This is a genomic window from Amycolatopsis sp. 3B14 (assembly GCF_050958625.1).
GTDB lineage: Bacteria > Actinomycetota > Actinomycetes > Mycobacteriales > Pseudonocardiaceae > Amycolatopsis_E > Amycolatopsis_E thermoflava.
Window position 1 is genome coordinate 23,817 of record NZ_JBHZEN010000084.1, and the last position, 23,899, is coordinate 47,715.

General features: G+C 72.0%; 31 protein-coding genes, 1 tRNA gene and 1 pseudogene. 17 read left to right on the forward strand and 16 right to left on the reverse strand.

Going from position 1 to position 23,899, the window contains the following annotated elements; translation table 11 throughout:
* Nucleotides 1-60 precede the first annotated feature (60 nt).
* Both ACCP09_RS36230 and ACCP09_RS36235 read left to right on the forward strand, forming a co-directional pair.
* Nucleotides 61-531 (forward strand): annotated as a pseudogene (locus tag ACCP09_RS36230) (DUF2398 family protein); the annotation flags it as partial.
* A gap of 109 nt (nt 532-640) precedes the next feature.
* Nucleotides 641-1,114 (forward strand): hypothetical protein, encoded by a 474-nt coding sequence (locus tag ACCP09_RS36235; protein WP_433753411.1) that lies wholly within the window; start codon nt 641-643, stop codon nt 1,112-1,114.
* Nucleotides 1,115-1,297: 183 nt separating this feature from the next.
* Here ACCP09_RS36235 and ACCP09_RS36240 read toward each other — a convergent pair.
* Nucleotides 1,298-1,381 (reverse strand) — tRNA-Leu (locus ACCP09_RS36240).
* A 156-nt stretch (nt 1,382-1,537) separates the two neighbouring features.
* Here ACCP09_RS36240 and ACCP09_RS36245 point away from each other — a divergent pair.
* The 5 genes from ACCP09_RS36245 to ACCP09_RS36265 all read left to right on the forward strand — a co-directional run bounded on the left by ACCP09_RS36245 (nt 1,538) and on the right by ACCP09_RS36265 (nt 5,029).
* Nucleotides 1,538-1,963, forward strand: a complete 426-nt coding sequence (locus tag ACCP09_RS36245) for a YkvA family protein (RefSeq protein ID WP_433753413.1) — start codon at nt 1,538-1,540, stop codon at nt 1,961-1,963.
* A gap of 22 nt (nt 1,964-1,985) precedes the next feature.
* Nucleotides 1,986-2,870 carry a DMT family transporter gene (locus ACCP09_RS36250; RefSeq protein WP_433753460.1) on the forward strand — a complete coding sequence of 295 codons (885 nt, stop codon included), beginning with the start codon at nt 1,986-1,988 and terminating at the stop codon, nt 2,868-2,870.
* A 28-nt stretch (nt 2,871-2,898) separates the two neighbouring features.
* The gene (locus tag ACCP09_RS36255) at nt 2,899-3,342 is read left to right on the forward strand and encodes a hypothetical protein (RefSeq protein ID WP_123687566.1); all 444 of its coding nucleotides are present in this window, start codon (nt 2,899-2,901) and stop codon (nt 3,340-3,342) included.
* Nucleotides 3,343-3,825, forward strand: a complete 483-nt coding sequence (locus ACCP09_RS36260) for an MSMEG_6728 family protein (protein ID WP_378365672.1) — start codon at nt 3,343-3,345, stop codon at nt 3,823-3,825.
* Nucleotides 3,826-4,423: 598 nt separating this feature from the next.
* The gene (locus ACCP09_RS36265) at nt 4,424-5,029 is read left to right on the forward strand and encodes a class I SAM-dependent methyltransferase (protein ID WP_027930084.1); all 606 of its coding nucleotides are present in this window, start codon (nt 4,424-4,426) and stop codon (nt 5,027-5,029) included.
* A gap of 6 nt (nt 5,030-5,035) precedes the next feature.
* Here the strand turns inward: ACCP09_RS36265 and ACCP09_RS36270 are convergent, their stop codons facing one another.
* From ACCP09_RS36270 to ACCP09_RS36285, 4 genes are all read right to left on the reverse strand, one after another.
* Entirely contained in the window at nt 5,036-5,674 is a 639-nt protein-coding gene (locus ACCP09_RS36270; protein WP_433753416.1) for a hypothetical protein, read from the reverse strand.
* A gap of 27 nt (nt 5,675-5,701) precedes the next feature.
* Nucleotides 5,702-6,073, reverse strand: a complete 372-nt coding sequence (locus tag ACCP09_RS36275; protein WP_027930082.1) for a hypothetical protein — start codon at nt 6,071-6,073, stop codon at nt 5,702-5,704.
* A gap of 40 nt (nt 6,074-6,113) precedes the next feature.
* Nucleotides 6,114-6,482: a roadblock/LC7 domain-containing protein gene (locus ACCP09_RS36280; protein WP_123687644.1), complete on the reverse strand. Its 369-nt coding sequence runs from the start codon at nt 6,480-6,482 to the stop codon at nt 6,114-6,116.
* A gap of 408 nt (nt 6,483-6,890) precedes the next feature.
* Complete coding sequence (locus tag ACCP09_RS36285) at nt 6,891-7,820, reverse strand: AraC family transcriptional regulator (protein ID WP_123687570.1); 930 nt, start codon at nt 7,818-7,820, stop codon at nt 6,891-6,893.
* A 139-nt stretch (nt 7,821-7,959) separates the two neighbouring features.
* Here ACCP09_RS36285 and ACCP09_RS36290 point away from each other — a divergent pair, with 139 nt between their 5' ends.
* Both ACCP09_RS36290 and ACCP09_RS36295 read left to right on the forward strand, forming a co-directional pair.
* Nucleotides 7,960-9,183 carry a cytochrome P450 gene (locus tag ACCP09_RS36290; RefSeq protein ID WP_433753418.1) on the forward strand — a complete coding sequence of 408 codons (1,224 nt, stop codon included), beginning with the start codon at nt 7,960-7,962 and terminating at the stop codon, nt 9,181-9,183.
* Nucleotide 9,184: 1 nt separating this feature from the next.
* Nucleotides 9,185-10,189: a 2Fe-2S iron-sulfur cluster-binding protein gene (locus tag ACCP09_RS36295; RefSeq protein ID WP_378365675.1), complete on the forward strand. Its 1,005-nt coding sequence runs from the start codon at nt 9,185-9,187 to the stop codon at nt 10,187-10,189.
* Here the strand turns inward: ACCP09_RS36295 and ACCP09_RS36300 are convergent.
* Entirely contained in the window at nt 10,173-10,481 is a 309-nt protein-coding gene (locus tag ACCP09_RS36300; protein WP_433753420.1) for a DUF1905 domain-containing protein, read from the reverse strand. The genes ACCP09_RS36295 and ACCP09_RS36300 overlap by 17 nt on opposite strands.
* A gap of 63 nt (nt 10,482-10,544) precedes the next feature.
* On the opposite strand from ACCP09_RS36300, the gene ACCP09_RS36305 reads away from it, so the two are divergent.
* Nucleotides 10,545-11,291 carry an alpha/beta fold hydrolase gene (locus tag ACCP09_RS36305; RefSeq protein ID WP_433753422.1) on the forward strand — a complete coding sequence of 249 codons (747 nt, stop codon included), beginning with the start codon at nt 10,545-10,547 and terminating at the stop codon, nt 11,289-11,291.
* A 1-nt stretch (nt 11,292) separates the two neighbouring features.
* On the opposite strand, the gene ACCP09_RS36310 is transcribed toward ACCP09_RS36305, so the two are convergent.
* On the reverse strand, nt 11,293-11,625 hold the full coding sequence (locus ACCP09_RS36310; protein WP_123687573.1) for a TfoX/Sxy family protein: 333 nt from the start codon (nt 11,623-11,625) through the stop codon (nt 11,293-11,295).
* Nucleotides 11,626-11,634: 9 nt separating this feature from the next.
* Nucleotides 11,635-12,342 (reverse strand): LysR substrate-binding domain-containing protein, encoded by a 708-nt coding sequence (locus ACCP09_RS36315; protein WP_123687574.1) that lies wholly within the window; start codon nt 12,340-12,342, stop codon nt 11,635-11,637.
* 131 nt (nt 12,343-12,473) lie between these two features.
* Here ACCP09_RS36315 and ACCP09_RS36320 point away from each other — a divergent pair, with 131 nt between their 5' ends.
* The 3 genes from ACCP09_RS36320 to ACCP09_RS36330 are packed head-to-tail and all read left to right on the forward strand — an operon-like array spanning nt 12,474 to nt 13,939.
* Nucleotides 12,474-12,905 (forward strand): SRPBCC domain-containing protein, encoded by a 432-nt coding sequence (locus ACCP09_RS36320; RefSeq protein ID WP_433753425.1) that lies wholly within the window; start codon nt 12,474-12,476, stop codon nt 12,903-12,905.
* Complete coding sequence (locus ACCP09_RS36325; protein WP_123687576.1) at nt 12,895-13,230, forward strand: ArsR/SmtB family transcription factor; 336 nt, start codon at nt 12,895-12,897, stop codon at nt 13,228-13,230. Before ACCP09_RS36320 ends, ACCP09_RS36325 begins: the two co-directional genes overlap by 11 nt.
* A gap of 28 nt (nt 13,231-13,258) precedes the next feature.
* Entirely contained in the window at nt 13,259-13,939 is a 681-nt protein-coding gene (locus tag ACCP09_RS36330) for a DUF899 domain-containing protein (RefSeq protein ID WP_027930072.1), read from the forward strand.
* Nucleotides 13,940-14,205: 266 nt separating this feature from the next.
* Here the strand turns inward: ACCP09_RS36330 and ACCP09_RS36335 are convergent, their stop codons facing one another.
* The 6 genes from ACCP09_RS36335 to ACCP09_RS36360 are packed head-to-tail and all read right to left on the reverse strand — an operon-like array spanning nt 14,206 to nt 19,275.
* Nucleotides 14,206-14,805, reverse strand: a complete 600-nt coding sequence (locus ACCP09_RS36335; RefSeq protein ID WP_027930071.1) for a TMEM175 family protein — start codon at nt 14,803-14,805, stop codon at nt 14,206-14,208.
* Entirely contained in the window at nt 14,802-15,767 is a 966-nt protein-coding gene (locus ACCP09_RS36340) for a LysR family transcriptional regulator (protein WP_433753428.1), read from the reverse strand. The genes ACCP09_RS36335 and ACCP09_RS36340 overlap by 4 nt, the downstream gene beginning before the upstream one ends.
* A 31-nt stretch (nt 15,768-15,798) precedes the next feature.
* Nucleotides 15,799-16,668: an alpha/beta fold hydrolase gene (locus ACCP09_RS36345; RefSeq protein WP_433753430.1), complete on the reverse strand. Its 870-nt coding sequence runs from the start codon at nt 16,666-16,668 to the stop codon at nt 15,799-15,801.
* Nucleotides 16,669-16,670: 2 nt separating this feature from the next.
* Nucleotides 16,671-17,729 (reverse strand): amidohydrolase family protein, encoded by a 1,059-nt coding sequence (locus ACCP09_RS36350; RefSeq protein WP_433753432.1) that lies wholly within the window; start codon nt 17,727-17,729, stop codon nt 16,671-16,673.
* The gene (locus ACCP09_RS36355; RefSeq protein WP_027930068.1) at nt 17,726-18,826 is read right to left on the reverse strand and encodes an amidohydrolase family protein; all 1,101 of its coding nucleotides are present in this window, start codon (nt 18,824-18,826) and stop codon (nt 17,726-17,728) included. The genes ACCP09_RS36350 and ACCP09_RS36355 overlap by 4 nt, the downstream gene beginning before the upstream one ends.
* Entirely contained in the window at nt 18,823-19,275 is a 453-nt protein-coding gene (locus ACCP09_RS36360; RefSeq protein WP_017982743.1) for a Rieske (2Fe-2S) protein, read from the reverse strand. The genes ACCP09_RS36355 and ACCP09_RS36360 overlap by 4 nt, the downstream gene beginning before the upstream one ends.
* A 278-nt stretch (nt 19,276-19,553) precedes the next feature.
* On the opposite strand from ACCP09_RS36360, the gene ACCP09_RS36365 reads away from it, so the two are divergent.
* From ACCP09_RS36365 to ACCP09_RS36380, 4 genes are read left to right on the forward strand one after another with little or no spacing between them, the layout of a single operon-like run.
* Nucleotides 19,554-20,624, forward strand: a complete 1,071-nt coding sequence (locus tag ACCP09_RS36365; RefSeq protein WP_231961064.1) for an ABC transporter substrate-binding protein — start codon at nt 19,554-19,556, stop codon at nt 20,622-20,624.
* A gap of 14 nt (nt 20,625-20,638) precedes the next feature.
* The gene (locus tag ACCP09_RS36370; RefSeq protein WP_027930067.1) at nt 20,639-21,469 is read left to right on the forward strand and encodes an ABC transporter ATP-binding protein; all 831 of its coding nucleotides are present in this window, start codon (nt 20,639-20,641) and stop codon (nt 21,467-21,469) included.
* A gap of 5 nt (nt 21,470-21,474) precedes the next feature.
* The gene (locus tag ACCP09_RS36375) at nt 21,475-22,272 is read left to right on the forward strand and encodes an ABC transporter permease (RefSeq protein WP_020419838.1); all 798 of its coding nucleotides are present in this window, start codon (nt 21,475-21,477) and stop codon (nt 22,270-22,272) included.
* Entirely contained in the window at nt 22,265-23,194 is a 930-nt protein-coding gene (locus ACCP09_RS36380; RefSeq protein WP_433753435.1) for a PDR/VanB family oxidoreductase, read from the forward strand. The genes ACCP09_RS36375 and ACCP09_RS36380 overlap by 8 nt, the downstream gene beginning before the upstream one ends.
* On the opposite strand, the gene ACCP09_RS36385 is transcribed toward ACCP09_RS36380, so the two are convergent.
* Together ACCP09_RS36385 and ACCP09_RS36390 are read right to left on the reverse strand one after the other, a co-directional pair.
* Nucleotides 23,156-23,401 carry a helix-turn-helix domain-containing protein gene (locus ACCP09_RS36385; RefSeq protein ID WP_237334686.1) on the reverse strand — a complete coding sequence of 82 codons (246 nt, stop codon included), beginning with the start codon at nt 23,399-23,401 and terminating at the stop codon, nt 23,156-23,158. The two genes, ACCP09_RS36380 and ACCP09_RS36385, sit on opposite strands and share 39 nt — an antisense overlap.
* Nucleotides 23,402-23,881, reverse strand: a complete 480-nt coding sequence (locus tag ACCP09_RS36390; protein WP_123687585.1) for a DUF2975 domain-containing protein — start codon at nt 23,879-23,881, stop codon at nt 23,402-23,404.
* Between the last annotated feature and the right edge of the window lie 18 nt (nt 23,882-23,899).

Genomic DNA, 23,899 nt, shown 5'->3' on the forward strand with positions numbered 1-23,899 from the left:
GACACCCTACTCCACCCGGATCTCGCCGAGGGCGCACGGGTCCTGATCGCGTAGGGCAGGCTGCTTGCCGAGCGGGAGCCGGAACTGTACCGGAGCGCGAGCCGTGGCCGCGCCGAACTCGCCAGGTTCTTACACACCGAACTCGGCTGGACGTTGGAAGTGCTTGATGCCGCGGACCAGATCCGGCTGCACAAGCGCCGTGAGGACGTCCCAGGCGCGCGCGGCTTGCGGATCCGTCGCGAGGGACAGGACCCGCTGCCGGCGTCACAGCTGGTGCCGGTGCTGTCCGCCCTCGCCTGCGAACAGCTGTGGCGACGCCCCCGGATGACCTTGAACGACCTGCTGCAGTCGGTGGCGCAGGTCTGCGCGACCGACAGCGAGAGCAACCTGCTCCCGCGATTTCCCGTTGTGCCCGGCGATGGGGTGAGCAAGCAGGAGGCACAACGCAACCGACACAGTCTCGTCGATGCGCTGCGCCTGCTGCAGGCCGACGGGACCATCACCGTCGACCGGTCGCTCGACCAGGCGGCCGGTGACGATGGTGACGCCGTGGTGTCCGCCTTCCGGGATCGCTTAACCGCGAAATTCTCCTCGCTTTCGCCGTCGCCTGGCGTCACGTGGCCCGCGGTCGACGGGCCGGGTGACCGAGCGGAAGAAGCACCCCTATGCGCTCAAGGGCCTGCTGTTCCACGAGAGCTGTGGTCGCCGCATGCAGGGCAACTGGATCCGCGAGCGGGCCCACTACCGCTGCCGCTACCCGAACGAGTACGCCCTGGCCAACCGGCTCGACCATCCCCTGACGGTGCACCTGCGCGAGGATGTGCTGCTGGAGCCGCTCGACACCTGGCTGGCCCAGGTGTTCGCGCCCGGCAAAATCGAACAGTCGCTGACCGCGATTGAGGAGTCGCAGCCGGATCACGCTCCCGCTGCGCCGAGACGCGCCGGGCGCTGGCGGAGTGCGACCGGAAACTCGCCCGGCACCAGGCCGCGCTCGAAGCCGGCACAGATCCGGCGCTGGTGGCGAAGTGGACCAGGCAGGTGCAGCAGGAGAAGGCGGTGCTGGAGGCGCAGCTGGCCGCCTCGGACGCCCGGACGGGGGCGGACCGGAGAATGACCGCCGCGGAGATTCGTCAGCTGGTCGACGCGATGGGCGGGCTGCTCCAGGTGCTGCGCGACGCGGACCCGGGCGACCAGCTGGAGGTCTACCGACAGCTCGGCCTGAAACTGACCTACAACGAAACAACACGGATGGTGGTGGCTGAAACCCAGCCCCAACCATCCGTGTGCGCAGTGGTTGTGTCCGAGGGGGGACTTGAACCCCCACGCCCTTTACGGGCACTAGCACCTCAAGCTAGCGCGTCTGCCATTCCGCCACTCGGACCTGCTCTTCTCTTGTGCGCACAAGAGTAGCCCATCCGCGGACGCCGGTTCACGGGGGGTGGGTGACTGCGCGTGATCAACAGTGCGCTATAAGAGCGGCCGGTCACACAGGGTGAGGCGGGTAGGCTCCTTTGGGTTCTACTCGGAGGAGCGCAAAGTGCCTGGCTGGCTCACGGGCGTCCTGATCGCGGCTGGGGTCATGCTTGCGTCGTGGGTGCTGCTGATCTTCCTCGCGAAACTACTCCCACCGGGGCTGGCCAGGGATCTCGCGCGCTTCCTGCCGGACTGTGTGATCACCGTCAAGCGGCTCCGCAAGGATCCGCGCGTGCCGCTGCGGGCGAAGGTCGCGGTGGTGTTCGCGGGGCTTTGGGTGCTGTCGCCGGTCGACCTGATCCCCGAGTTCCTGCCGGTCATCGGGCCGCTCGACGACGTCGTCGTCGTGGCGCTGGCCTTGCGCTACGCGGCGCGGCGCGTGCCACGGGAGGTGCTCGACGAGGCGTGGCCCGGCAACCGTGACCTGCTGGACCGGCTCGTCGGGCGCCGTGGCGGAAAATCGCCGGACACCGAAACGTCCGGGGAATAGCGTCCGGGGCGTGGATCTCAGCATGGACCGCCGCGCGATGGTCGCGGCCCTCACCACCGTCGTGCTCTGGGCGTCGGCCTTCGTGGCCATCCGGGCGGCCGGTGAGCACTTCACCCCGGGCGCGCTGGCCCTCGGCAGGCTCGTCGCCGGCACGCTCACGCTCCTCGTCTTCCTGGTCATCCGGCGCGAAGGGCTGCCGAAACGCGAGGCGTGGCCGGGGATCGCGGCCGCGGGGGTGCTCTGGTTCGGCGCCTACATGGTCGTCCTGAACTGGGGCGAACAACTCGTCGACGCCGGCACGGCGGCCATGCTGGTCAACGTCGGCCCCATCCTGATCGCCCTGCTCGGCGGCTGGCTGCTGCGCGAGGGCTTCCCCGGACGGTTGCTCGCCGGGCTCGCCGTCTCCTTCGCCGGCGCCGTCGTCGTGGGACTGTCGATGTCCGGCCGCGGCCAGGCGCCCGTCCTCGGCGTGGTGCTCTGCCTGCTCGCGGCCATCACCTACGCGGGTGGCGTGGTCAGCCAGAAACCCGCCCTCAAGCACGCCTCGGCCCTCCAGGTCACCACCTTCGGCTGCCTGATCGGCGCCGTCGCGTGCCTGCCGTTCGCCGGGCCGCTCGTCGACGACCTCGCCACCGCGCCCGCCGAAGCCACCCTGAGCATGCTCTACCTCGGCGTGTTCCCGACCGCCCTCGCCTTCACGACCTGGGCGTACGCGCTCGCCCGCACGACCGCGGGGAAGATGGGCTCGACCACCTACGCCGTGCCGGCCGTGGTGGTGCTGATGTCGTGGGCCGTGCTCGGCGAGGTCCCGGGCTGGCTCTCGCTGGCCGGCGGCGTTCTCTGTCTGGCCGGGGTGGCGGTCTCGCGCACGAAACGTGCACCCGTGCTCACCCGGCAACGGTTGTGAAACGGTTCGGGGTGGGTATCCCGCCCGCATGACTGACGCGCGTCTCGACGACGAGAACCCCGAGGCCGACCGCTACGACCGTGCGACGGTCGAGGCGGTCGGCAAGCTCACCGAGGCCCTCGAGACCCTCGAGGTCGCGCGCGGGCACCTCTACCAGTTCCACCGCATGACCGGAACCACCGACTTCGCCGTCGGCGAGGCTGTCGAGCTGCTGCGCAAGGCCGGCCACGACGAGCTGGCCGACCGCATCGCCCGCGAGCTGGTCGGCCGCAACGTGCTGCCGGGGCGGTGGACGTTCCAGGTGGTCGAGGACTTCGACGACACCTACTACCAGCCGTTCCGCGCGTTCGAACGGCAGGCGCGCGAGCTGACCGGCGGGCGGCGGCACCTGTTCGAGGCGGAACTGAAACGGGAGCGCCGCTCGCCGGGCGTGGCCGGGCACGAGGCGACGCCGGACGAGCGGGTGGGCTGAATGCAGACGTTCCTGCCCTACCCGGGGTTCGCCGAAACCGCGCAGGTGCTGGACACGCGGCGCCTCGGCAAGCAGCGTGTCGAGACGCTGCAGGTGCTGCGGGCGCTGACGGTGCCGAACTACGGGTGGCGGCACCACCCGGCGGCGAAGATGTGGACCGGCTACGAGGAGGCGCTGACCCGCTACGGGCTGGAGGTGTGCCGGGTGTGGTGCGCGGCGGGGCACACCGACACGTGCGCGGTGAAGCTGACCGACGACCTGGCGCGCGCGGTCGGGCTGCCCCAGCCGCGGGACGAGCAGGCGCTGCGGGAGGCGGGGGAGATGCCGCCGTGGCTCGGCGACCCGGAGTTCCACCGCAGCCACCAGTCGGCGCTGCTGCACAAGGATCCCGGGCACTACAAGCGATTCTTCGACGGCGTGCCGGACGACCTGCCCTACGTCTGGCCGGCCTCGGACCGGCCGTCGCGGTTGGTCCACTCGTGAGGGTGCCGCTGGGGTGGGTGCTTCAACGGGTCGAAGGGGCGCTGCCGCGGGCTTGGGGGGCTCCGGGGGTCGCGGCTGGTCCATTGGTGGGGTGATGGCGACGGTGGGGTGGCTGTGCCGGGGACGCGGGAGGTTGGGGAGGTGCCGCTGGTGAGCGGGGCCGCTGGTTGGCCGTGGCGGCTGGTGTGGGGGCCGGCCGTGGGTGGTTCAACGGTTCAAGGGGGACGCGGGTTCGGGCGACTCCGGGCGTCGCGGCTGGTCCATTGGTGAGGGTGACGGCGGCGGTGGTGGTGGATTGGCCGGTGGGGTGCTTCAACGGTTCCAAGGAGGCGCCCACGGGCTTGGGCGGCTCCGGGCGTCGCGGCGGTCCGTTGGTGACGGTGGCGGTGGGCTGGCTGTGCCGGGGCGCGGGGGTCCGGGGGCTGCTGGTGAGCGGCGCCGCTGGTTGGCCGCGGCGGCTGGGTGCGGCGCCGGCCGGTGGGGCGTCGTGGAGGTGAGTCGTGGGCTGGCCTGTCGAGGGGAGCGGCGGCGGTGGACCTGTCCCTGGGCGGCCGCGTGGTGGCGACCTCGCTGCTGCCGCGGCGCCTAAGCTTTCCCCATGAGCGTGCCACCGACCGGCCTCGCCGCGACGCGGGCCTTCTTCGGGCCCCGCGCGGCGACCTGGGAGCTGAAGTTCCCCGACGACGGGCCCCGCTACCGGCGTGCCGTCGCGGATCTGGCTCCGCCGGCAGGCGGGGTCGTCGCCGACATCGCGTGCGGCACCGGGCGCGCCCTGCCGGAGCTGCGGGACGCCGTCGGCCCCGGGGGGACGGTCCTCGGCGTCGACGTGACCCCCGAGATGCTCGCCGAGGCGGCCGCCCGCGGTCGTCACCGCGTGGCGGCGCTCCTCCTCGGCGACGCCCTGCACCTGCCGCTGAAGACCGGCGCCCTGGACGCCGTCTTCGCCGCCGGGCTGGTTTCGCACCTGCCCGACCCGGTCGCCGGGCTGCGGGAACTCGCCCGCGTGTGCCGGCCCGGCGGGCGCCTCGCCTTGTTCCACCCCGTCGGGCGGGCGGCGCTGGCGCGGCGGCAGGGCCGGGAGCTGACCCCGGACGACCTCCGCGCCGAGCAGAACATCCGCGCCGCCCTCACCGCGGCCGGCTGGCGCCTGGACGACATCGACGACGGCGAGGACCGCTACCTCGTCCTCGCCACCGTCCACTGACGACAGTCAGCGGACGACCTCCAGGTCCAGCCCCATCACCGGCACCGTCTGCCGTCGGCGCAGCCAGCCGCGTCCGGACCCGCCCGGCAGCTCATCCAGGAAAGCCTTGCGCTGCCCCGGAGTCGCTGAGCGCCAGCGCAGCGACAGCACCGGGCGGACCGGCGCGATGAACGGGCGCACGCTTTCGTGGGCCTGGCTGAGCCGTTCGTGGTAGCCGGGATCGGGGCGGTAGGTGAGGTCGAGGTCGATCAGCGGCGCCGCGCCACCCGCGGCGTGGTGGCACCGCGCGAGCATCCGGGCCAGCTCCTCCAGCGCGAGCCGCACCGTCATGGGCATCCGGTCGCGCCAGCGGCCGGGCAGCGGCGCGGTCACGTCGTCGGCGAGCACGATCAGCGCGCGGATCCGCGTCCCGGCGAGTTCGACGAGGACCCGTTCTTCCTGTGTGTCAACGGAAAAACGGGCCTCCCGTCCGGCCAGGACCGTCGCCGTCCGCTCCGCGGCCCACTGCTCGACCTCACCGGGCGACACGAACGTGAACACCAGCTCGTCGCCGGTGAGGGTCATCGCCACCGGGAACAGGGAACCGAGGTCGTGCAGGAACGCCGAGCCGACGACGAGCGCGGCCTTCGAGCCGCCTGCGGTCATCGCCCCCTCCTCTGGTGCGAGTGCGGGCTAGACCTGCAGGTCGGACTCGATCTGCTTGAGGTAGTGCCGGGCCAGCGCCAGGTTCGCGCGCTCCCGGTCCAGCACCAGGTAGAGGAACATGGAGTTGCGCGATCCGGGCGAGTTCAGCAGCCGGATCAGGTGGTACTGGCGGTGCAGCGTGATCAGGATGTCCTCGATCGAGTCGTTGAGCCCCAGCGACGACATGACCCGCAGCTTCGCCCGCACTACCTCGGTGTTGCCCGCCGCAGCGATGTCCAGGTCGAGCCAGTCGTCGCCACCGCTGGTGCCGAGCGACATCCCGCTCTCGTAGTCGACCAGCGCGACGCCGAGGGCCCCGGTGATGCTCATGGCTTCCTTGAGCGCGGTGTCGATGTTCATCATGTCGGTTTCCTCCTGTGAACTGGGTTTTCCTGCCGGGCTAGGCGGTCAGGATCTTCGCGATCCGGTCGATGACGGGCCGGGTTTCGAACAGCAGGCGCCCGACGTTGAGCCCCTTGTCCCCGAGCACCACCAGCAACGCGATCCGGCCGATGGCGTAGACGGCCAGGTAGCCGTCACTGCTGAACACCACGGTCTGGTTGAGCGAGCCCTGGCCGGCCAGCTCGGAGGCCTGGCGCGCGATGCCCAGGTCGGCGGCGGCGAGCGCGGAGATCTTGGCGGGGTCGATGGATTCGTCCGCGTCGGCGAAGATGCAGATCCCGTCGACCGCCGCGACCACCGTGTCCGTCACCCCGGCGACACTGTCGCGGAGGCCGCGCAGTTCGGCGGCCAGTGCGTCGAAGTCCACCACTTGTCCGTCTTTCTCCGTCAGCAGGCACGAGGTCTCGGTGAACGCGTCTTCGCGTCCACGAAGTGTCAGAACATGGCGTGAAAAACGGGCGACCATGGAGCGTCATCCATTCGAGTGATCACCCGGCGCAGAACACTACATCACCACTACTCGTGGTCGGTGCAGGCGGGTTGATCTAACCGCGTACAAGACCTTCGAGTGAGATTGCTCTTGCGCTGTAACGCAAAACGTGACGACACCGTGCAGGACTCACGGTCCACGCGGCGCGGTGGTGTCTGATTTTCCTCAGTGGACATGACAGGCCACGACGGCGAAATCAGTCCGGAAAGGACAGTCGGCCGGCGAGGGATGCGCCGTCGGGTGACAGCGTTTTCGCTATCAACACCAGGAGCGCGGAAAGCGCATTCAGCGGTGCGCCTGCGCGGGCGGCACGCCGTAGCGGCGCCGGTAGGCGGCCGCGAACCGGCTGGCGCTGGAGAAGCCCCAGCGCGCCGCCACCTCGCTGACCGTGCTCCCGGAGGCGGCCAGGTCCGCGTCGGCCCGCTGCAGCCGGATCCCCAGCAGGTACTCGGTCGGGCTGCAGCCCACCCACTGCCGGAACCCCTCCTGCAGGCGCCGGACGCTGGTGCCCGCGACCTCGGCCATGTCGCCGGCCGTCCACGGGCGGCCCGGGTCGTCGTGCAGCTGGTCCAGCACCCGGTTGATCGCCCGCGGGCGCGGCGCCGGGCCCGCGCCGGCCTCCGGGCACCCGGCCAGCAGGAAACTCGCCGCGAGCGCGCCGGCCAGCTGGTCGCGCACGACGTCGCCAAGGAGGCCGGGCTCGTGCAGGTTCGCCGCCAGGCTGGCGACCAGCTGACGCCACGCGCGCCCCTGCCCGGCGGCCAGGTCGAGCTGGTCCGGCAGCTCGCCGCGCAGCGTGACCCGGTCGCCGCCGAGCACCCGCTCGGCCTCGCGGTCCAGCCACGCGCTGTCGAACTTCACGCCCAGCACCGTGCAGGTGGCGTCCCAGTGGCTGATCAGCGAGGGCGTGTCGGCCCGGAACACCGTCGCCTGCCCGGCCACCGACACCACCGGCCCGTGCCTGCCCCGGCTCTCCAGGTGCCCGGTCAGCGGCATGTTGATCTCGTAGGCGCCGGGGTAGTCGCACGCGACCCGCACGTCGGCGCCCCACCCGACGTGCCCCACCAGCACCGGCCCGAGGTCGAGCGTGCGCAGCGTCAGGCGCGGATCGCGGCCGCCGCCGAGCGGCTGCAGCTCGTGCGGGAAATACGCCTCCGCCACCTTCCGGGACGCCTGGTGCCAGTCCCGGGGCGGCGCACTACGCCGTGCGGGCATGCGCAGGAGGTTACCAGAGACACCCGTCGCGAACTGGCCGCGCGATCCGTGCCGGGACCGCGCGAAGCGTGTCGCGCCGCAGGTCAGGGCTGCCTAGCCTCCCGTGTCATCCCGGACAACGACGTGGGAGGACACCGCGATGACGACGACCGAACGGCCCGATCTCGCCTGGCTCGACGAGGTCACCATGACCCAGCTCGAGCGCAACCCGTACGAGGTGTACGAGCGGCTGCGCGCGGAGGCGCCGCTGGCCTTCGTGCCGGTTCTGGGGTCCTACGTCGCCTCGACCGCCGAGGTCTGCCGCGAGGTCGCGACCAGCCCGGACTTCGAGGCCGTCATCACCCCGGCCGGCGGCCGCACCTTCGGGCACCCGGCGATCATCGGCGTCAACGGCGACATCCACGCCGACCTGCGCTCCATGGTCGAGCCCGCCCTGCAGCCCGCCGAGGTGGACCGCTGGATCGACGACCTGGTGCGGCCCATCGCGCGCCGCTACCTGGAGCGGTTCGAGAACGACGGGCACGCCGAACTGGTGGCGCAGTACTGCGAGCCGGTCAGCGTCCGCTCGCTCGGCGACCTGCTCGGCCTGCAGGAGGTCGACTCGGACAAGCTGCGCGAGTGGTTCGCCAAGCTGAACCGCTCCTTCACCAACGCCGCCGTCGACGAGAACGGCGAGTTCGCCAACCCCGAGGGCTTCGCCGAGGGCGACCAGGCCAAGGCCGAGATCCGCGCCGTCGTCGACCCGCTGATCGACATGTGGATCGACCACCCCGACGACAGCGCCATCTCGCACTGGCTGCACGACGGCATGCCGCCCGGCCAGACCCGCGACCGCGAGTACATCTACCCGACGATCTACGTGTACCTGCTCGGCGCGATGCAGGAGCCCGGCCACGGCATGGCGTCCACCCTGGTCGGCCTGTTCAGCAGGCCCGAGCAGCTGGAAGAGGTCGTCGACGACCCCACGCTGATCCCGCGGGCGATCGCGGAGGGCCTGCGGTGGACCTCGCCGATCTGGTCGGCCACCGCCCGCATCTCCACCAAACCGGTGACCATCGCCGGTGTCGACCTCCCCGCCGGCACCCCGGTGATGCTGTCCTACGGCTCGGCCAACCACGACACCGGCAAGTACGAGGCGCCCTCGCAGTACGACCTGCACCGCCCGCCGCTGCCGCACCTCGCCTTCGGCGCGGGCAACCACGCGTGCGCGGGCATCTACTTCGCCAACCACGTCATGCGCATCGCGCTGGAGGAGCTGTTCGAGGCCATCCCGAACCTGGAGCGCGACACCCGCGAGGGCGTCGAGTTCTGGGGCTGGGGCTTCCGCGGCCCCACCTCGCTGCACGTCACCTGGGAGGTGTGAGGTGACGTTCGCGGTCAGCGTCGGGGGCAGGCGGGTCGACTGCGAGCCCGGCCAGACCCTGCTCGAGGCGTTCCTGCGCGGCGGGGTGTGGATGCCCAACTCGTGCAACCAGGGCACCTGCGGCACCTGCAAGCTCCAGGTGCTCTCCGGCGAGGTCGACCACGGCGCCGCGCCGGAGGACACCCTCAGCGCCGAGGAGCGCGCGGCCGGACTGGCGCTCGCCTGCCAGGCCCGGCCGCTCGCCGACACGGAGGTGCGCAGCACCGCCGACGCCGGGCGCGTCACGCACCCGCTGCGCGACCTGACGGCCACGGTGCTGGAGGTCGCCGACATCGCGCGGGACACCCGCCGGGTGCTGCTGGGCCTGGCCGAGCCGCTGGCGTTCGAGGCCGGGCAGTACGTGGAGCTGGTCGTGCCCGGCTCCGGCGCGCGCCGGCAGTACTCGCTGGCCAACACGGCCGACGAGGACAAGGTGCTGGAGCTGCACGTCCGGCGCGTGCCCGGCGGGATCGCCACCGACGGCTGGCTCTTCGACGGGCTCGCCGCCGGCGACCGGGTCGAGGCGTCCGGCCCGCTGGGCGACTTCCGCCTGCCGCCGCCGGAGGAGGACGACGGCGGCCCGATGGTGCTCATCGGCGGCGGCACCGGGCTGGCGCCGCTGGTCGGCATCGCCCGCACCGCGCTGGCCCGGCACCCCTCGCGCGAGGTGCTGCTGTACCACGGGGTGCGCGGCGCGGCGGACCTGTACGACCTCGGCCGGTTCGCCGAGATCGCGGAGCAGCACCCGGGCTTCCGGTTCGTGCCCGTGCTGTCGGACGAGCCGGATCCGGCGTACCGCAGCGGTTTCCCGACCGACGCGTTCGTCGAGGACGTTCCCAGTGGACGCGGCTGGTCCGGGTGGCTGTGCGGCCCGCCGGCGATGGTGGAGGCCGGGGTCAAGGCGTTCAAACGGCGCCGCATGTCGCCGCGGCGGATCCACCGGGAGAAGTTCACGCCGGCCTCGTGAGGACTTCGAGGGTGACGGCCGTGGTGTCGCCCGGGTGCAGGCCCTCGGCTTCCCGGACGGCGCGTTTGACCGGCAGCACGTAGCAGCCGCGCGCCTTGTCCGGGAAGGCCGAGGTCGTCCACGTGGTCGCGCCGACCCGGGCGCGCACCCGCACGGACCCGAAGCCCGGGGGGCTGCCCTCGGTGAGGTCGCTGATCTCGTCCGAGGCGTCGGCGGGCAGGCTCACGAACGTCCAGGTGTCGGCGCGCCGCGCGTCCCACACCCAGAGCTCCGCGTCGAAGACGATGTCCACCCGCGGAGCGTCTCACGTGGCACCGACAGTTTCGGGGCGTGCGGGTGGCGGTACCCGTCCCCGGTGATCACGCACCAGTTCACCGGGGCGGCCGGCACCCGGATCCACGCAGAGGTGACCGGGCCGGCGGGCGCGCCGGAGGTGGTGTGTGTGCACGGCCTGGGCTGCTCGCACCGGTACTTCCGGCCGCTGGCGCGCACGCTGGGGGAGCGCCTGCGGGTGAGCGCGCCGGACCTGCCGGGTTTCGGCCGCACGCCGGGGCGGCGCCAGGCCCTGGACGTGCGCGGGTTGTCGACGGCGCTGGCGGAGTGGTTGCGCGAGACCGGCCGGGGCGGCTCGGTGCTGGTGGCGAACTCGGCGGGGTGCCAGATCGTGGTGGACCTGGCCGTGCACGCGCCGGAGCTGCTCGGCCCGGTGGTGCTGATCGGCCCGAGCACCGACCGGACGGCGCCGTCGCTGGTGCGCCAGCTCGGCAGGCTCGTCGCCGACGCGCCGCGGGAACGGCCGTCGCTGCTGGTCGTGCTCGCGTGGGACTACCTGGTGTGCGGACCGCGGCGGCTGGTCGCCACCGCCCGGCATCTGCGTGACGACCCCGTCGAGGCGAAGCTGCCGCACGTGACCACCCCGGCGGTGGTCGTGCGCGGCAGCCGGGACCCGATCGCGTCCCGGGCGTGGGCGCGGAAGATGGCGGCGCGACTGCCCGCCGGCCGGTACGTGGAGGTCCCCGGCCACGCGCACGCGCTGAACCATTCGGCGCCGGTGGAGGTGGCGGCGCTGGTCGAGTCTCTGGTGGGAAGTGCGCCGGGGTGATTCAGTCCTTGGCGGGCAGCGCGGCCGCGTAGGACACGCCCCGCGTCACCCACTCGCGCAGCCGCGGCCCGGTGCCGACGACGGCGGCGTCCACCCGGAGCCATCCGCGCATCTCGCGGCCGCGCATCACCATCGGCTGGACGCCCTCGCCGAGGAGGCGCTCACCCTCGTCCGGCTCGACGCGCACCAGCAGGCCGCCTTCCGAACTGGCCGCGACGGCCATGTTGCCGTGGACGAGGAACGCCAGCCCGCCGAACATCCGCTTCTCCCGCACACCGTCCACACCGGACAGCAGCTCCCGGACGCGGTCGGCGAGTTCGTGGTCGTAGGCCATGTGCCAGTATCACCGCCGTTTGGGTCTGCCGCGCCTGGTGGGGCGGCGCGGCTGGTTCCGGCGCGGCGCCGGCTTGCGCTCCTCCGCCGGGCGCTTCGCCTTGGACTGCTTCGGCGCGGGCGGCCGTCCGCGGGTGCTGTTGACCGTGCGGCCGCGGACGATGCCGATGAACAGCTCCATCTCCTCAGTCGTCTCGTCCTCCGGCCAGGACAGCGCGACCCGCGACTGGGGGACGCCGGTGACCGGCCGGTACGTCAGGTCCCGCCGGTGGTGCAGCCGCGCGAGCGACTGGGGCACCACCAGCACCCCGACGCCGGCCGCGACGAGTTCGATCGCGTCGCCGGTGGTGGCGGGGCGCTCGAGGGCCGGCTTGCCGGGCGGGTGCGCCCAGTCCAGGGTGTCGTCGAGCGGGTGCAGCACCAGCTCGTCGGCGAGGTCGTCGGCGGTGATCTCGTCCGCGGCGGCCACCAGATGGTCCTTCGGCACGACCACGACCGTCGTCTCGGTGTAGAGGGGGATGGCGTGCAGGCCGTCGCGGTCGGTGGGCAGGCGCAGCAGCACCGCGTCGAGCTCGCGGTCGCGGACCCGTCCGGCCGCCTCCGCGGCGGTGACCTGCACCAGCTCCAGCGGGACGCCGGGGCTGCGCTCCGCCCAGATCCGCACCCACTTGCCGGGCGTCACCCCGGGCACGTACCCGAGCGTGAAGGACTCTGCCACCCGGCCAGGCTACCGGGCGTGACCGGCGTCGTTACGCGGGACGGCCGAACCGGGGGATCCGGCGGAACGGTTGACGCAACTGCTTGGTTGCCATAGTGTGGCAACCAAGCAGTTGCGACACAGGAGGCGTCATGGCGTTCCCGGACCGGATCGAGCGCGTCGTCGAGCTCGGCCACCCGCCGTCGAAGGTGTGGGCCGCGCTCACCACCGCCGAGGGGCTCGGCAACTGGTTCGGCCAGGAGGCGTCGATCGACCTGCGGCCCGGTGGCGCGGGGGAGCTGAAGTGGGACAACGGTTTCCGCCAGTACCTGCGCGTCGAGCGGGTCGAGGAGCCGCGTGTCTTCGGCTTCACCTGGCGGATCTACGGCCTGCCCGACGACGACCCGCGCCGGACCTACGTGGAGTTCACCCTCGAACCGGACGGCGAAGGCACGCGGCTCACCGTCGTGGAGACCGGGTTCGCCCAGCTGCCGGACGACACGCACCGTGAGGCGTTCGGCGGCAACACCGGGGGCTGGGCGCGGGAACTGGACGAACTGGCCGGCTACCTCGATGCAGCGTGATGCCGAGGCCGTCGCCGAGCAGGTCTTCGCCGCGCTGGCCGATCCGACGCGGCGGGCGATCCTGGCCGAGCTGGCCGCGCAGGGCCCGGCCACGGCCACCGACCTCGCCGGCCGCCTGCCGATCACCCGGCAGGGTGTCGCCAAGCACCTCGCCCTGCTCGCCGAGGCCGGGCTCGTCACGGCCGAGCCGGGCGAGCGGCGGCGGGTCCGCTACCGCCTCCGGACGGCTCCGATGCAGGTGGCGCAACAGTTCCTGGCCGCGCTCGCCCGAGACTGGGACAACCCGCTCGCGAAACTGCGCGACCACCTCGGCGGCACAGCGTGATCATCCGAAGTGGAAGGTGGAGAACCCGATGAGGACACCCCCGATCGTCTCGCGACAGGAGTGGCAGGCCGCGTGGGAGGAGCTCCTGGTCAAGGAGAAGGAGCTGACCCGCGCCAAGGACGCGATGGCCGCCGCGCGCCGTCGCATGCCGTGGACCGAAGTGGACCGGGACTACCGGTTCGACGGCCCGGACGGGCCGGTGGACCTGCTCGGCCTGTTCGACGGGCGCCGCCAGCTGATCGTCTACCGGGCGTTCCTCGAACCCGGCGTGCACGGCTGGCCCGACCACGCCTGCGTCGGCTGCTCGATGGTGGCCGACCAGGTCGCGCACCTCGCCCACCTGAACGCCCGCGACACCACGCTGGTGTTCGCCTCGCGCGCGCCGCAGCCGGACATCGCGCGGGTCAAGGCGCGGATGGGCTGGACGATGCCCTGGTACACGATCCTGGACGACTTCGACGCCGACTTCGGGGTGGCCGAATACCACGGCACCAACGCCTTCATCCGCGACGGCGACCGCGTGTTCCGCACCTACTTCGTCAACAACCGCGGCGACGAGGCGATGGGCGGCACCTGGAGCTACCTCGACATCACGGCGCTGGGCAGGCAGGAGACGTGGGAGGACTCGCCGGAGGACTATCCGCAGACGCCGCCCTACGAGTGGTGGCACTGGCACGACGACTACCCGGCCCGCCAGCCGTCCGCGTGAGGCGTTTGTCGCGCCGGACCGGGGATCGCGCGCCGCACGCGGCCGGGTGCGGGAAACGGGTCGCCGTGCCTCGCGCACCTACGTGCGGATGAGGGCGAACCGCTGCGCGAAACCCGGCATGCGGTCCCGGCGCGTCGAACTGCACGCCGACATCCCCGCCGCGCGATCCGGAAGCCGGCCAGAGGATCCCGGCGTGGACGGGATCCGGATGCGGCCGAGGTCGCGCGGGCCGATGTGGTGGTCGCCGCGGCGCGCCGGCACGAGGCTCAGCGGTAGCGGAACCGGGCCAGCTGCGGCGGGACGAACAACAGCAGCAGCGAGTAGTAGCCGGCGGCGGGCACCAGCGCGGACAGCGCGAACGCCAGGACCAGGGCGACGGAGGCGCCCACCGAGCCGAACACCCAGCGCCCGTCGATCACCGAGGCGTCGTGGGCCAGGCCGCGGGTGCGCCGGACGTACAGCGTCATCGCCGTGAGGCACAGCGTGTTGGCCAGCACCGTGCCGATGTAGAACAACACCGCGAACCGGTCCGCGCCGTAGGCGCCGGTCAGTTCGGTCGGGAACGGCAGCACCGCGACGGTCAGCAGCCACGCGATGTTCAGCCACATCAGAACCACGTCGACGTACCGGATCTGCTCGAACAGGTGGTGGTGGCTCAGCCACTGGCGGGCGATCACCACGAAGGTGAGCAGGAAGCTGGTGATCTCCCAGCCGTTCTCGCTGATCGCCGCGGCCGCGGGCCGTCCGTCGTCCAGCAATCCGGGCACCGAGTCGACGAGGGGAAGCACCAGGAGCGTCATCGCGATCGCGACCACGGCGTCGGAGAAGAAGACGAGCCGCTCGGCTGGTCGCGGCCGGCCGCTCACAGCCCCGCCGACCGCAGCGCCGCCTGCCGGGCCACCTGCCGCAGCCAGCGGTGCGCCTCGTCGTGTTCCTTGCGCTCGTCCCACCACATGATCTCCACGATGGGCGGCGGGTCGCCGGGGCACTCCAGGATCCGCAGGTCCGACCGGCCTGCCAGGTAGCGCGTCAGCCGCCGCTGCATGACCGCGATGCGGTCGGTCCCGGCGATGAAGTACGGCGTCGCCTGGTAGCTGTCCACCCGCACCGCCACCCGCGGGCGCGTGGACAGCCTCGCCATCAGCGGCCCCAACGGCGACGTCGCCGGATAACCGCCGTCCGGGTGGTGCGGCACCACCCACGGCAGCCGCTCCAGGTCGGACAGCTCCAGCCGGTCGCCGACCGGGTTGTCGGCCGACACCACGCACACCCAGCGGTCCCGGAACAGCTCCAGCGAGTTGATCCCGGGCGCGTGCAGCTCGGGCTTGGCGGCGCAGATCATCGCGTCGATGACCCGAAGCGCCTCCGGGATGTCGGCGGGCAGCCGCTCCCGCACCACCCGCACGTGCATCCGGATGTGAGGCCCCGCGGCGTACATCGCCGCCGACAGCTGCTCCCCGTAGGCGGCGAGCACGTAGTCCGGCATCAGCAGGGTGAACTCGCGCTCCGAGGACTCCGGGTCGAACCCCGGCGTGGTGGCGAACAACCGCTCCAGGCTGGCGCACAACGGCTCAACCTGGCCGGCCAGCTGCGCCGCAAGCGGGGACAGCACGTACGAGCCGCGGGACCGGATCAGCAGCTGGTCGTCGAAGTGGCGGCGCAGCCGGGACAGCGCCGCACTGGCCGTCGGCTGGCTCACGCCCACCCGCTCGGCCGCGCGGGTCACGTTGCGCTCGCGCAGCAGTTCACGCAGGAACACCAGGAGGTTCAGGTCCAGATTCGCCAACGACAACGGGCGTCGTGTCACCTTGCGGACGGCCGAACCCATGGATCCATTAGCAGCCGGGCGAGATCGGGTGTCAAGGATCTTGTCGTGTGGCGGAAAGGAACTCCCGCAACGCCCCGGCGGTCTCGGCGGGACGCTCCTCGGCGAGGTAGTGGCCGCAGTCCAGCGCCAGCCCGGTGAGCCGCGGGGCCCACGGCCGCCACACGGCGAGCACGTCATCGGTCCTCCCGAGTGGTCCGGCCCCGCCCCACAGCACCAGCGTGGGGCAGGCGATCCGCCGACGGCCCCGGTCGGCTTCGTCGTCGGCCCGGTCCACCGTGGCGCCCGCGCGGTAGTCCTGGCACATCGCGTGCACGACCGACGGCCGCCGGTAGGCCGCCCGGTAGGCGCGCAGCGCGGCCTCGCCGAAGATCCCGTCCGCGCCGCGCAGGAAGAACGCGTCCGGGTCCGCGGTGATCAGCCGCTCCGGCAGGTCACCCGGCTGGGCGAGGAAGAACCAGTGCCACGCCGACCTGGCGAACTCGGCGTCCACCGTGGCCAGCACGTCGGCCGTGGGCAGGATGTCCAGCACGGCCAGCGCGGTCACCGCGTCCGGGTGGTCGAGCGCGAGCCGGTAGGCGCAGCGCCCTCCCCGGTCGTGCCCGGCGACGGCGAAGCGGCGGAACCCGAGCCGGCCCATCACCGAGACCAGCTCGCGCGCCATCGCCCGCTTGCCGAACGCCGCCACCTCGTCGCCCGGCGCCACGCTGTCCCCGTAACCGGGCAGGTCCGCGGCGATCACCGTGTGGTCCCGGGCCAGCTCGGGCGCGACCAGGTGCCACATGGCCGACGTCTGCGGGTAGCCGTGCAGCAACAGCACCGGCGGGCCGCTGCCGCCGACGCGCACCCGGACGCGCCCGCCCGCGGGCGTCGCCACGTCCTGGCAGGTGAACCCGTCGAACACGGTCAGATCCCGTACCAGGCCGCGGCGTTGCCGGCGAGCACCGACTCCGCCTCGGCCGGGGTCAGCACGTCGAGCAGCCGCTGCCCGCTGCCGCCGTGGTCGTGCGGGTGGTCGCTGGCGTGCATCAGCATCGAGCCGGCGCCGACCATGTCCAGCACCTCCCGCACCTGCGCGGGGTCCCGCGGCAGCTGCGCGGGCGCGGTGGTCAGCCGGACGTGCCGCGCCACTACCTCAGACGGTTTCGCGCCCAGCCACGGCACCTCGCGCCACACGCCCTTCCAGTCCTTGTCGAACCGCCACAGCAGCGCGGGCAGCCAGGAGAACCCGCACTCCAGCAGGGCGACCCGCAGTTCCGGCAGTTCCGCGAAGACACCTTCGGCGACCAGGCTGGTGAGCTGGGCCTGCACGAGCATCTGCGAGTTGCCCACGTAGTCCTCGAGGTAGGTGTGGGTCAGGCCGGTGCTGGTGGGCGCGTTTCCGATCCGGCCCCACGCGTGCAGGCCGACCACCAGGCCGCGTGCGGCGGCGGCCCGCAGGATCGGCCGGTGCCGCTTGTTGCCCCACGGCGCGTCCGTGCGCACCGGCAGCAGCACCTGCACGATCCCGGGGTGGTCGCCGATCCGTTCGATCTCGGCGACGGCGGCTTCGGCGTCCAGCGTCGGCACCACCATGCTGGCGCGCAGGCGGTCGTCGGTGCTCAGCCACTCCTCGATCAGCCAGTCGTTGACAGCGCGGGTGAGCGCCGCCTCGTAGTAGGGGTTGCGGTTGCAGTGGAACGACGTCGTGCACACCAGGATCGCCGCCCGCAGCCCGTCGAGCAGGCCGGCCCGCGCCGCCGCCGCGTCGTGGGCGGGGGTCAGGCCCGCGGCCCGCGCGGCCGGGGTGGCGCTGGTGGGCGCCGCCGGGGGATAGGCGCCGCCCTGGTGCGGGGACAGCATCAGCCCGCCCTCCAGCACGTAGCCGCGCCAGTAGGGTTCCAGGTAGGGCACCAGGTCGTTCAGCGACGACGGTCCACAGTGGATCTCGGCGTCGATGCGGGTGGTGCCGACCGCGGCGGTCATGAGGCCTCCGGCAGACCGTAGAGCCGGCACGCGTTTACGCCCATGACGCCTTCGCGCAGCGCGGCGGGGAACAGGCGCGGCGCGTGCCGCGGGGAGTCGAAGTCCCAGTGCGGGTAGTCGGAGGCGAACATGATCCGCTCGTCCATCGAAAGGTGGGCCAGCGCCTTGTCGAGGTCGCGCGGGTCGTCGGGCTCCTCGATCGGCTGCGTGGTGAACCAGAACCGCTCGCGGATGTACTCCGACGGCGGCTTGACCAGGTGCGGCACGTCGCCGCGCAGCTGCTCCCACGCGTCGTCCAGCGCCCACATCAGCGGCGCGGCCCAGGCGATGCCGCCCTCCACACAGATCACCTTCAGGTCCGGCAGCCGGTCCAGGACGCCTTCGCAGAGCATCCCGGTAACGAACGCGGCCATCAGGTTGCCGTTCCAAACGTGCTCTTCGAGGTAGAACGACGGCCAGCCGGCGCCGCGGTGCATCTCCAGCCCGCCGGTGTGCGCGGCGACCGGCAGCCCGGCCTCGGCCGCGGCCTCGTAGATCGGCCAGTACCGGCGCCGCCCGAACCCGAGCTCCCCGCCGGTGGACAGCAGCACCTGCACGAACCGCGGGTCGCCGGCGTGCCGCCGGATCTCCTCGGCCGCGAGGTCCGGCGCCTCGATCGGGATGGCGATCGACCCGCGCAGCCGCGGTTCCGGGTCGAGCAGCGTGTCGATCTGCCACTCGTTGAGCGCCCGGCACAGCGCGGCCGCGTACTCCGGTTCCTCGGCGCCCCAGCTGTGGCTCTGCAGCGGGATCAGGATGCCGTGGGTGACGCCGAACTCGTCGAGCAGCTGGTCCCGGATCATCCCCAGATCGCTGCCCGGCGGCCCGTCCGCGGGCCAGGAGTCCAGCCGGAAACCCGCGTTGCGGACCCGCGGGTAGATCTCCGGCGGACCCGGCACGCGGCTGCCGAACAGGTCCCACCGCGCGCGGTGCTTCTCCGGCAGCCGCTCCCGGATGGCGGCGGCCGGGGCCGCCGGATGGATGTCGGTGTCGACGATGGTGTAGCCGGTGCGGCCCGGCGCGCTGCCGGGCCGCCCGGCGACGGCTGTGCTGGTCACCGGTCACCTCCCTTGTCGCCAGGGCGTGCTCCGCCGCTGGTGTCCACGACCACGTAGGCGTCCTCCACGTGCACCGGGTACGTCTCGGCGACGTACGGGCCGGGGATGCGCCCGTTCTTGCCGCGCTCGACCGAGACGTCGTAGGTGCGGGCGGGCGGTTCGTCCGGCCCGAGGAACGACTGCCCGGTTTCGAGGTCGTACTCCCAGCCGTGCCACGGGCAGGCGACGAGCGAGTCGCCGTCGTCCTGCCGGACCTCACCGGGCGCGGCGGAGGTCAGCCACGGCTGGGTGGCCCCGAGGCAGAGCGGGCCGCCCTGGTGCGGGCAGTGGTTGTTCAGTGCGTAGAAACGGTCTCCGACCCGGAAAACCCCGATCGACCGCCGGCCGGCCTGCACGATCCGGCGCTCTCCCGGCGGGAAGTCGTCGAGCCGGGACACCACGATCCTCATGGTGTGCCACGGTAGAGATCGCCGCGGGCCGCGCGGAAAGTGAAAGTTTCGATGAAGAGCATCGGCGAGCCCGATAGTGGCGCATGTGGACCCGCGTCGACCTGCCGTGATTTCCCTTGTCCAGCAGGGGAAACTCTGCTCCGCCGGTGAACCGGGGCCGGACCCTCGCCTGCGGCGGCGGGAAACCGGGGACCTTGACGGGGGCGATCGGCTCGGGTCAACCTCTTCCCCAGCCGGTCACAGGGTGGTGGCCGGCAGGAGGAACGAGGAGAACCATCGTGTCCACTCCATCGCCGAGTCCATCGTTGCCCCGGCGGGCATTCCTGAGGCGTTCCGCGCTGACCGCGGCGGCCGTGGCCGCCGGGCCTGCCGTGTTGTCCGCGTGCGGCGCCGGCCCGGCGGCAGGCGGGGGCGGCAGCGGAACGGCGACCTTCCTGAGCATCCTGCCGCTGGAAACCCTGTCCATGTCGCCGGAGCTGCTCGCCGTCGCAGGCGGCCACTTCGCGCGGCACGGGCTGGACGTCACGCTGCAGGAGGTCAAGGGGTCGCCGCAGGCCACGCAGACCCTGATCGCCGGTGTCGGCGTGGTCGCGCGGCTCGGGCAGATCGACCTGATGACCGCGGTCGCCGAGTCGAACCAGCCGCTGGTGAACATCGGCACGCTGTGCCGCGGTTCCGCGGTGCGCGTCGTCTACAGCAAGCAGGCGCCGCTGGAGAAGCCGCAGGACTTCGTCGGCAAGACCATCGGGGTCAGCTCCGAGGGCGGCACCAGCAGCAAGATCGTGTCACTGGTGCTGGCCAACTCCGGGCTGGACCCCAAGAGCACGCCGCGCCAGGTCACCGGGCTCACCCCGGGCACGTTCAACCTGGTGCAGCAGGGCCGGATCGCCGGGTACGTGGTCAGCATCGACACCGCGAACATCGTGCAGTCGCAGCACGCGGACGCGGGCGTGTTCGACCCGGGCACCGTGGTGAAGTCCGACTCGCAGATCTACGTCACCACGGCCGACGTGATCGCCAAGCACCCCGACACGTTGCGCGCGTTCATGGCCGGGATCCGCGACGCGGTCGCGGAGTACGTGGCCGACCAGGACTTCGGCAAGACGATCGGGACGCTGCGCGGCAAGTACTCCTTCGCCACGCTCGACGACGACGCGATCGCGCGCAAGAGCCTCGGCATGATGCGCGACCTGTGGACGGGCAAGGACCCGTCGCGGCCCCTGCTGGTCACCGACCCGGCCGCGTGGACCGCCGGCTACGACGAGCTGACCAGGGCGGGCCAGGCCAAGCCGGGCGGCGACGCCGCCAAGTGGTTCGACAACAGCTTCCTGCCTGCCACCACCACCTGATCGCGAGGAGACGCATGTCCGCGCACCACGCCGAGACGCTCACCGCGGCCCCGCGGCAGGCCGCACCGCCGAAGCTGGAGCTCGCCGGTGTCGGCAAGGAGTTCCGGTCCAAACGCGCCACCACCCGCGCACTGCACGACATCACGCTGACGATCAGCGACGGCGAGTTCGTGTCCGTGATCGGCCGCTCCGGCTGCGGCAAGACGACCCTGCTGCGCACGCTCGCCGGGCTGCAGAGCCCGTCCGAAGGGCAGATCCTCGTGGAGGGCCGGTCGCTGTGGAACGGGTCCAGAGTGGACTCCTCCGTGGTGTCCGAACTCGGCGTGGTCTTCCAGGACGCCAACCTGTTCCCGTGGTACTCGGTCGCCGACAACATCGCGCTGCCCCTGAAGCTGCGTGGCGCGGGCAAGCGTGAACGCCGGGAACGGGCCCACGAGCTGGCGAAGCTGGTGGGGCTGGCCGGATTCGAGAAGTCCTACCCGCGCGAGCTGTCCGGCGGGATGCGGCAGCGCGTGGCGATCGCGCGGGCGCTGTCCACGCGGCCGAAGCTGCTGCTGATGGACGAGCCGTTCGGCGCGCTGGACGCGCTGACCCGGGAGCGGATGAACGCCGAGCTGCAACGGATCGCGCTCGCCACCAAGGCGACCGTCGTGTTCGTCACCCACGACATCACCGAGGCGGTGTTCCTCGGCGACCGGGTGGTGCAGCTGAGCCCGCGACCGGGCCGCATCAGCGAGATCCGCACGGTGGACTTCCCCAAGCCGCGTGATTTCGACGTCCAGACCGAGCCGGAGTTCGGCCGGATCGTGCGCGAGCTGCGGCACGCCCTCGACAGGCAGGAGTGACCCCGGTGAACAGGGAACGTTTCGGCAGGTGGCTGCCGTGGGTGAGCACGCCGCTCATCCTGGTCGTGTTCTTCCTGCTGTGGGACGTGTTCGTGCGCGTCAACGGCATGTCGGAGCTGGTGCTGCCGCGGCCGGGCACCGTGTTCGCGAGCCTCGGCGAGCTGGTCACCACCGGCGACACCTGGTACCACGCTCGGGTCACCGCGATCGAGACGATCAGCGGGTTCGCGATCGCGCTGGTCGCCGGGGTCGCGGCCGGTGTGGTGCTGGGCAAGGTCCGGTGGATGGAGCGCAGCCTGCGGCCGCTGATCGTGGCCTCGCAGGTGGTGCCGAAGGTGGCGCTGATCCCGCTGTTCGTGATCTGGTTCGGCTTCGGCATCACCTCGAAGGTGATCATGGCCGCGATGCTGGCGTTCTTCCCGATCATGCTCAACGTGCAGCTGGGCGTCCGCTCGGTCGAGGCGGGGCAGCGGGACGTGATGCGCAGCCTCAACGCGAACCGGTGGCAGACGTTCAACCACCTGGAGTTCAAGAGCACGCTGCCGTACGTGTTCGCCGGCATGGAGGTCGGGATCGTGCTGGCCATCATCGGCACGATCGTGGGGGAGTACCTGGGCGGCAGCGAGGGGCTGGGCTACCTGGTGGTGCGCACGCTCAACGCGCTCGACGCGCCCGCGTTGTTCGCGGTGATCATCCTGTTGTCGGTGCTGGGGTTGCTGCTGTACTTCGTGGTCAACGGCCTGAAACGGTTCTTCATCCCGTGGCACGAGTCCGTCTACAGCATGCAGGAGACCAATGCCTGAGCCGGTGTTCGAGGCGGACGTGGCGGTCGTGGCTCGCCGGGTGGAGTCCGACGGGGTGGTGTCGCTGGAGCTGGGCGGCGCGGACCTGCCCGCGTGGGATCCGGGCGCGCACGTCGACGTCGTGCTGCCCGGTGGCCTGGTGCGGCAGTACTCGCTGTGCGGTGAGGACGGCCGCTGGCGCATCGCGGTGCTGCGCGAACCGGACAGCCGCGGCGGGTCGGCGTGGATCCACGACCACGCGCACCCGGGCACGACCCTGCGGATCCGGGGGCCGCGCAACAACTTCCCGCTGCTGAGCGCGCCCCGGTACCTGTTCGTCGCGGGCGGGGTCGGCATCACGCCGATCCTGCCGATGGTGGCCGCGGCGGAGGCCGCCGGGGCGGACTGGACCTTGCACTACGGGGGCCGCAGCCGGACCTCGATGGCGTTCGTCAAGGACCTGGAGTCCTACGGCGAGCGGGTCGCGGTGACACCCGAGGACGAGGCGGGGATGCTCGACCTGGACGTGATCCTCGCCCCGCCACGGGAGTCCACAGTGGTCTATTGCTGTGGCCCGGCCGGGCTGATCGACGCGGTCGAGACCCGCTGCCAGGCCTGGCCGCCCGGCTCGCTGCACGTCGAACGGTTCACCGCGGCCGAGCACGGCGGTGAGGCGCACGAGTTCGAGGTCGAACTGCGGGCCAGCGGGATGACGGTCGCCGTGCCCGCGGAGCTGTCGATCCTGGAAGCGGTGGAGAACGCCGGGGTGCGGGTGATCTCCTCGTGCACCGAGGGGATCTGCGGGTCGTGCGAGACGACCGTGCTGGACGGCGAGATCGACCACCGCGACTCGGTCCTCGACGACGACGAACGCGACGCCGGTGACGTGATGATGATCTGCGTGTCACGGGCGAAGGGCGCCCGCCTGGTCCTCGACCTCTGACTCGTCGGGCACCCACTCCAGCAGGTCGCCGGGCTGGCAGCCCAGCACCCGGCACATCGCCTCCAGAGTGGAGAAGCGCACCGCCTTCGCGCGGCCGTTCTTCAGCACCGCCACATTGGCCGGGGTGATCCCGACGCGCTCGGCGAACTCGCCGACGCTCATCTTGCGCTTGGCGAGCTGGACGTCGATGCGCACGACGATCGGCACTCAGATCACCGCTTCCATGTCGGTGCGCAGCGTGGTGGCCTGCCGCAGCAGCGCGCGCATCACGACCATCAGCAGGCCGACCACGGCGACCCCGACCACCAGCAGGAACAGCACCAGCGGGAGGCCGGGGTCGTCGGCGTTGACGCCGACGTAGAGGAAGACCGCGACGAGCACGGCCCATCCGGCGGCGATCGCGCCGACGATCACGTTCACCCAGCGCATCGAGGCTTCGCTGAAGATGCGGTCCTTGCGCACCATGGTGAGCAGCCGCCACATCGCGACGATCACCACCTGGACGCACAGCACCCAGAACACGGTGACGGCGGTGGCCGGCCACCGGAGGTAGGCCATCTCGGGGTCCTCCCGTGCCATGTGGGCGAACTGCCCCGGCAGGGACATCACCTGGAACAGCACCAGGATCCCGAACAACGCGACGAGGAAGATCCGGAGGAGGGGGACGACCCAGCGTTCGGCGAGCATGCGCCGAGTATCGCGCGG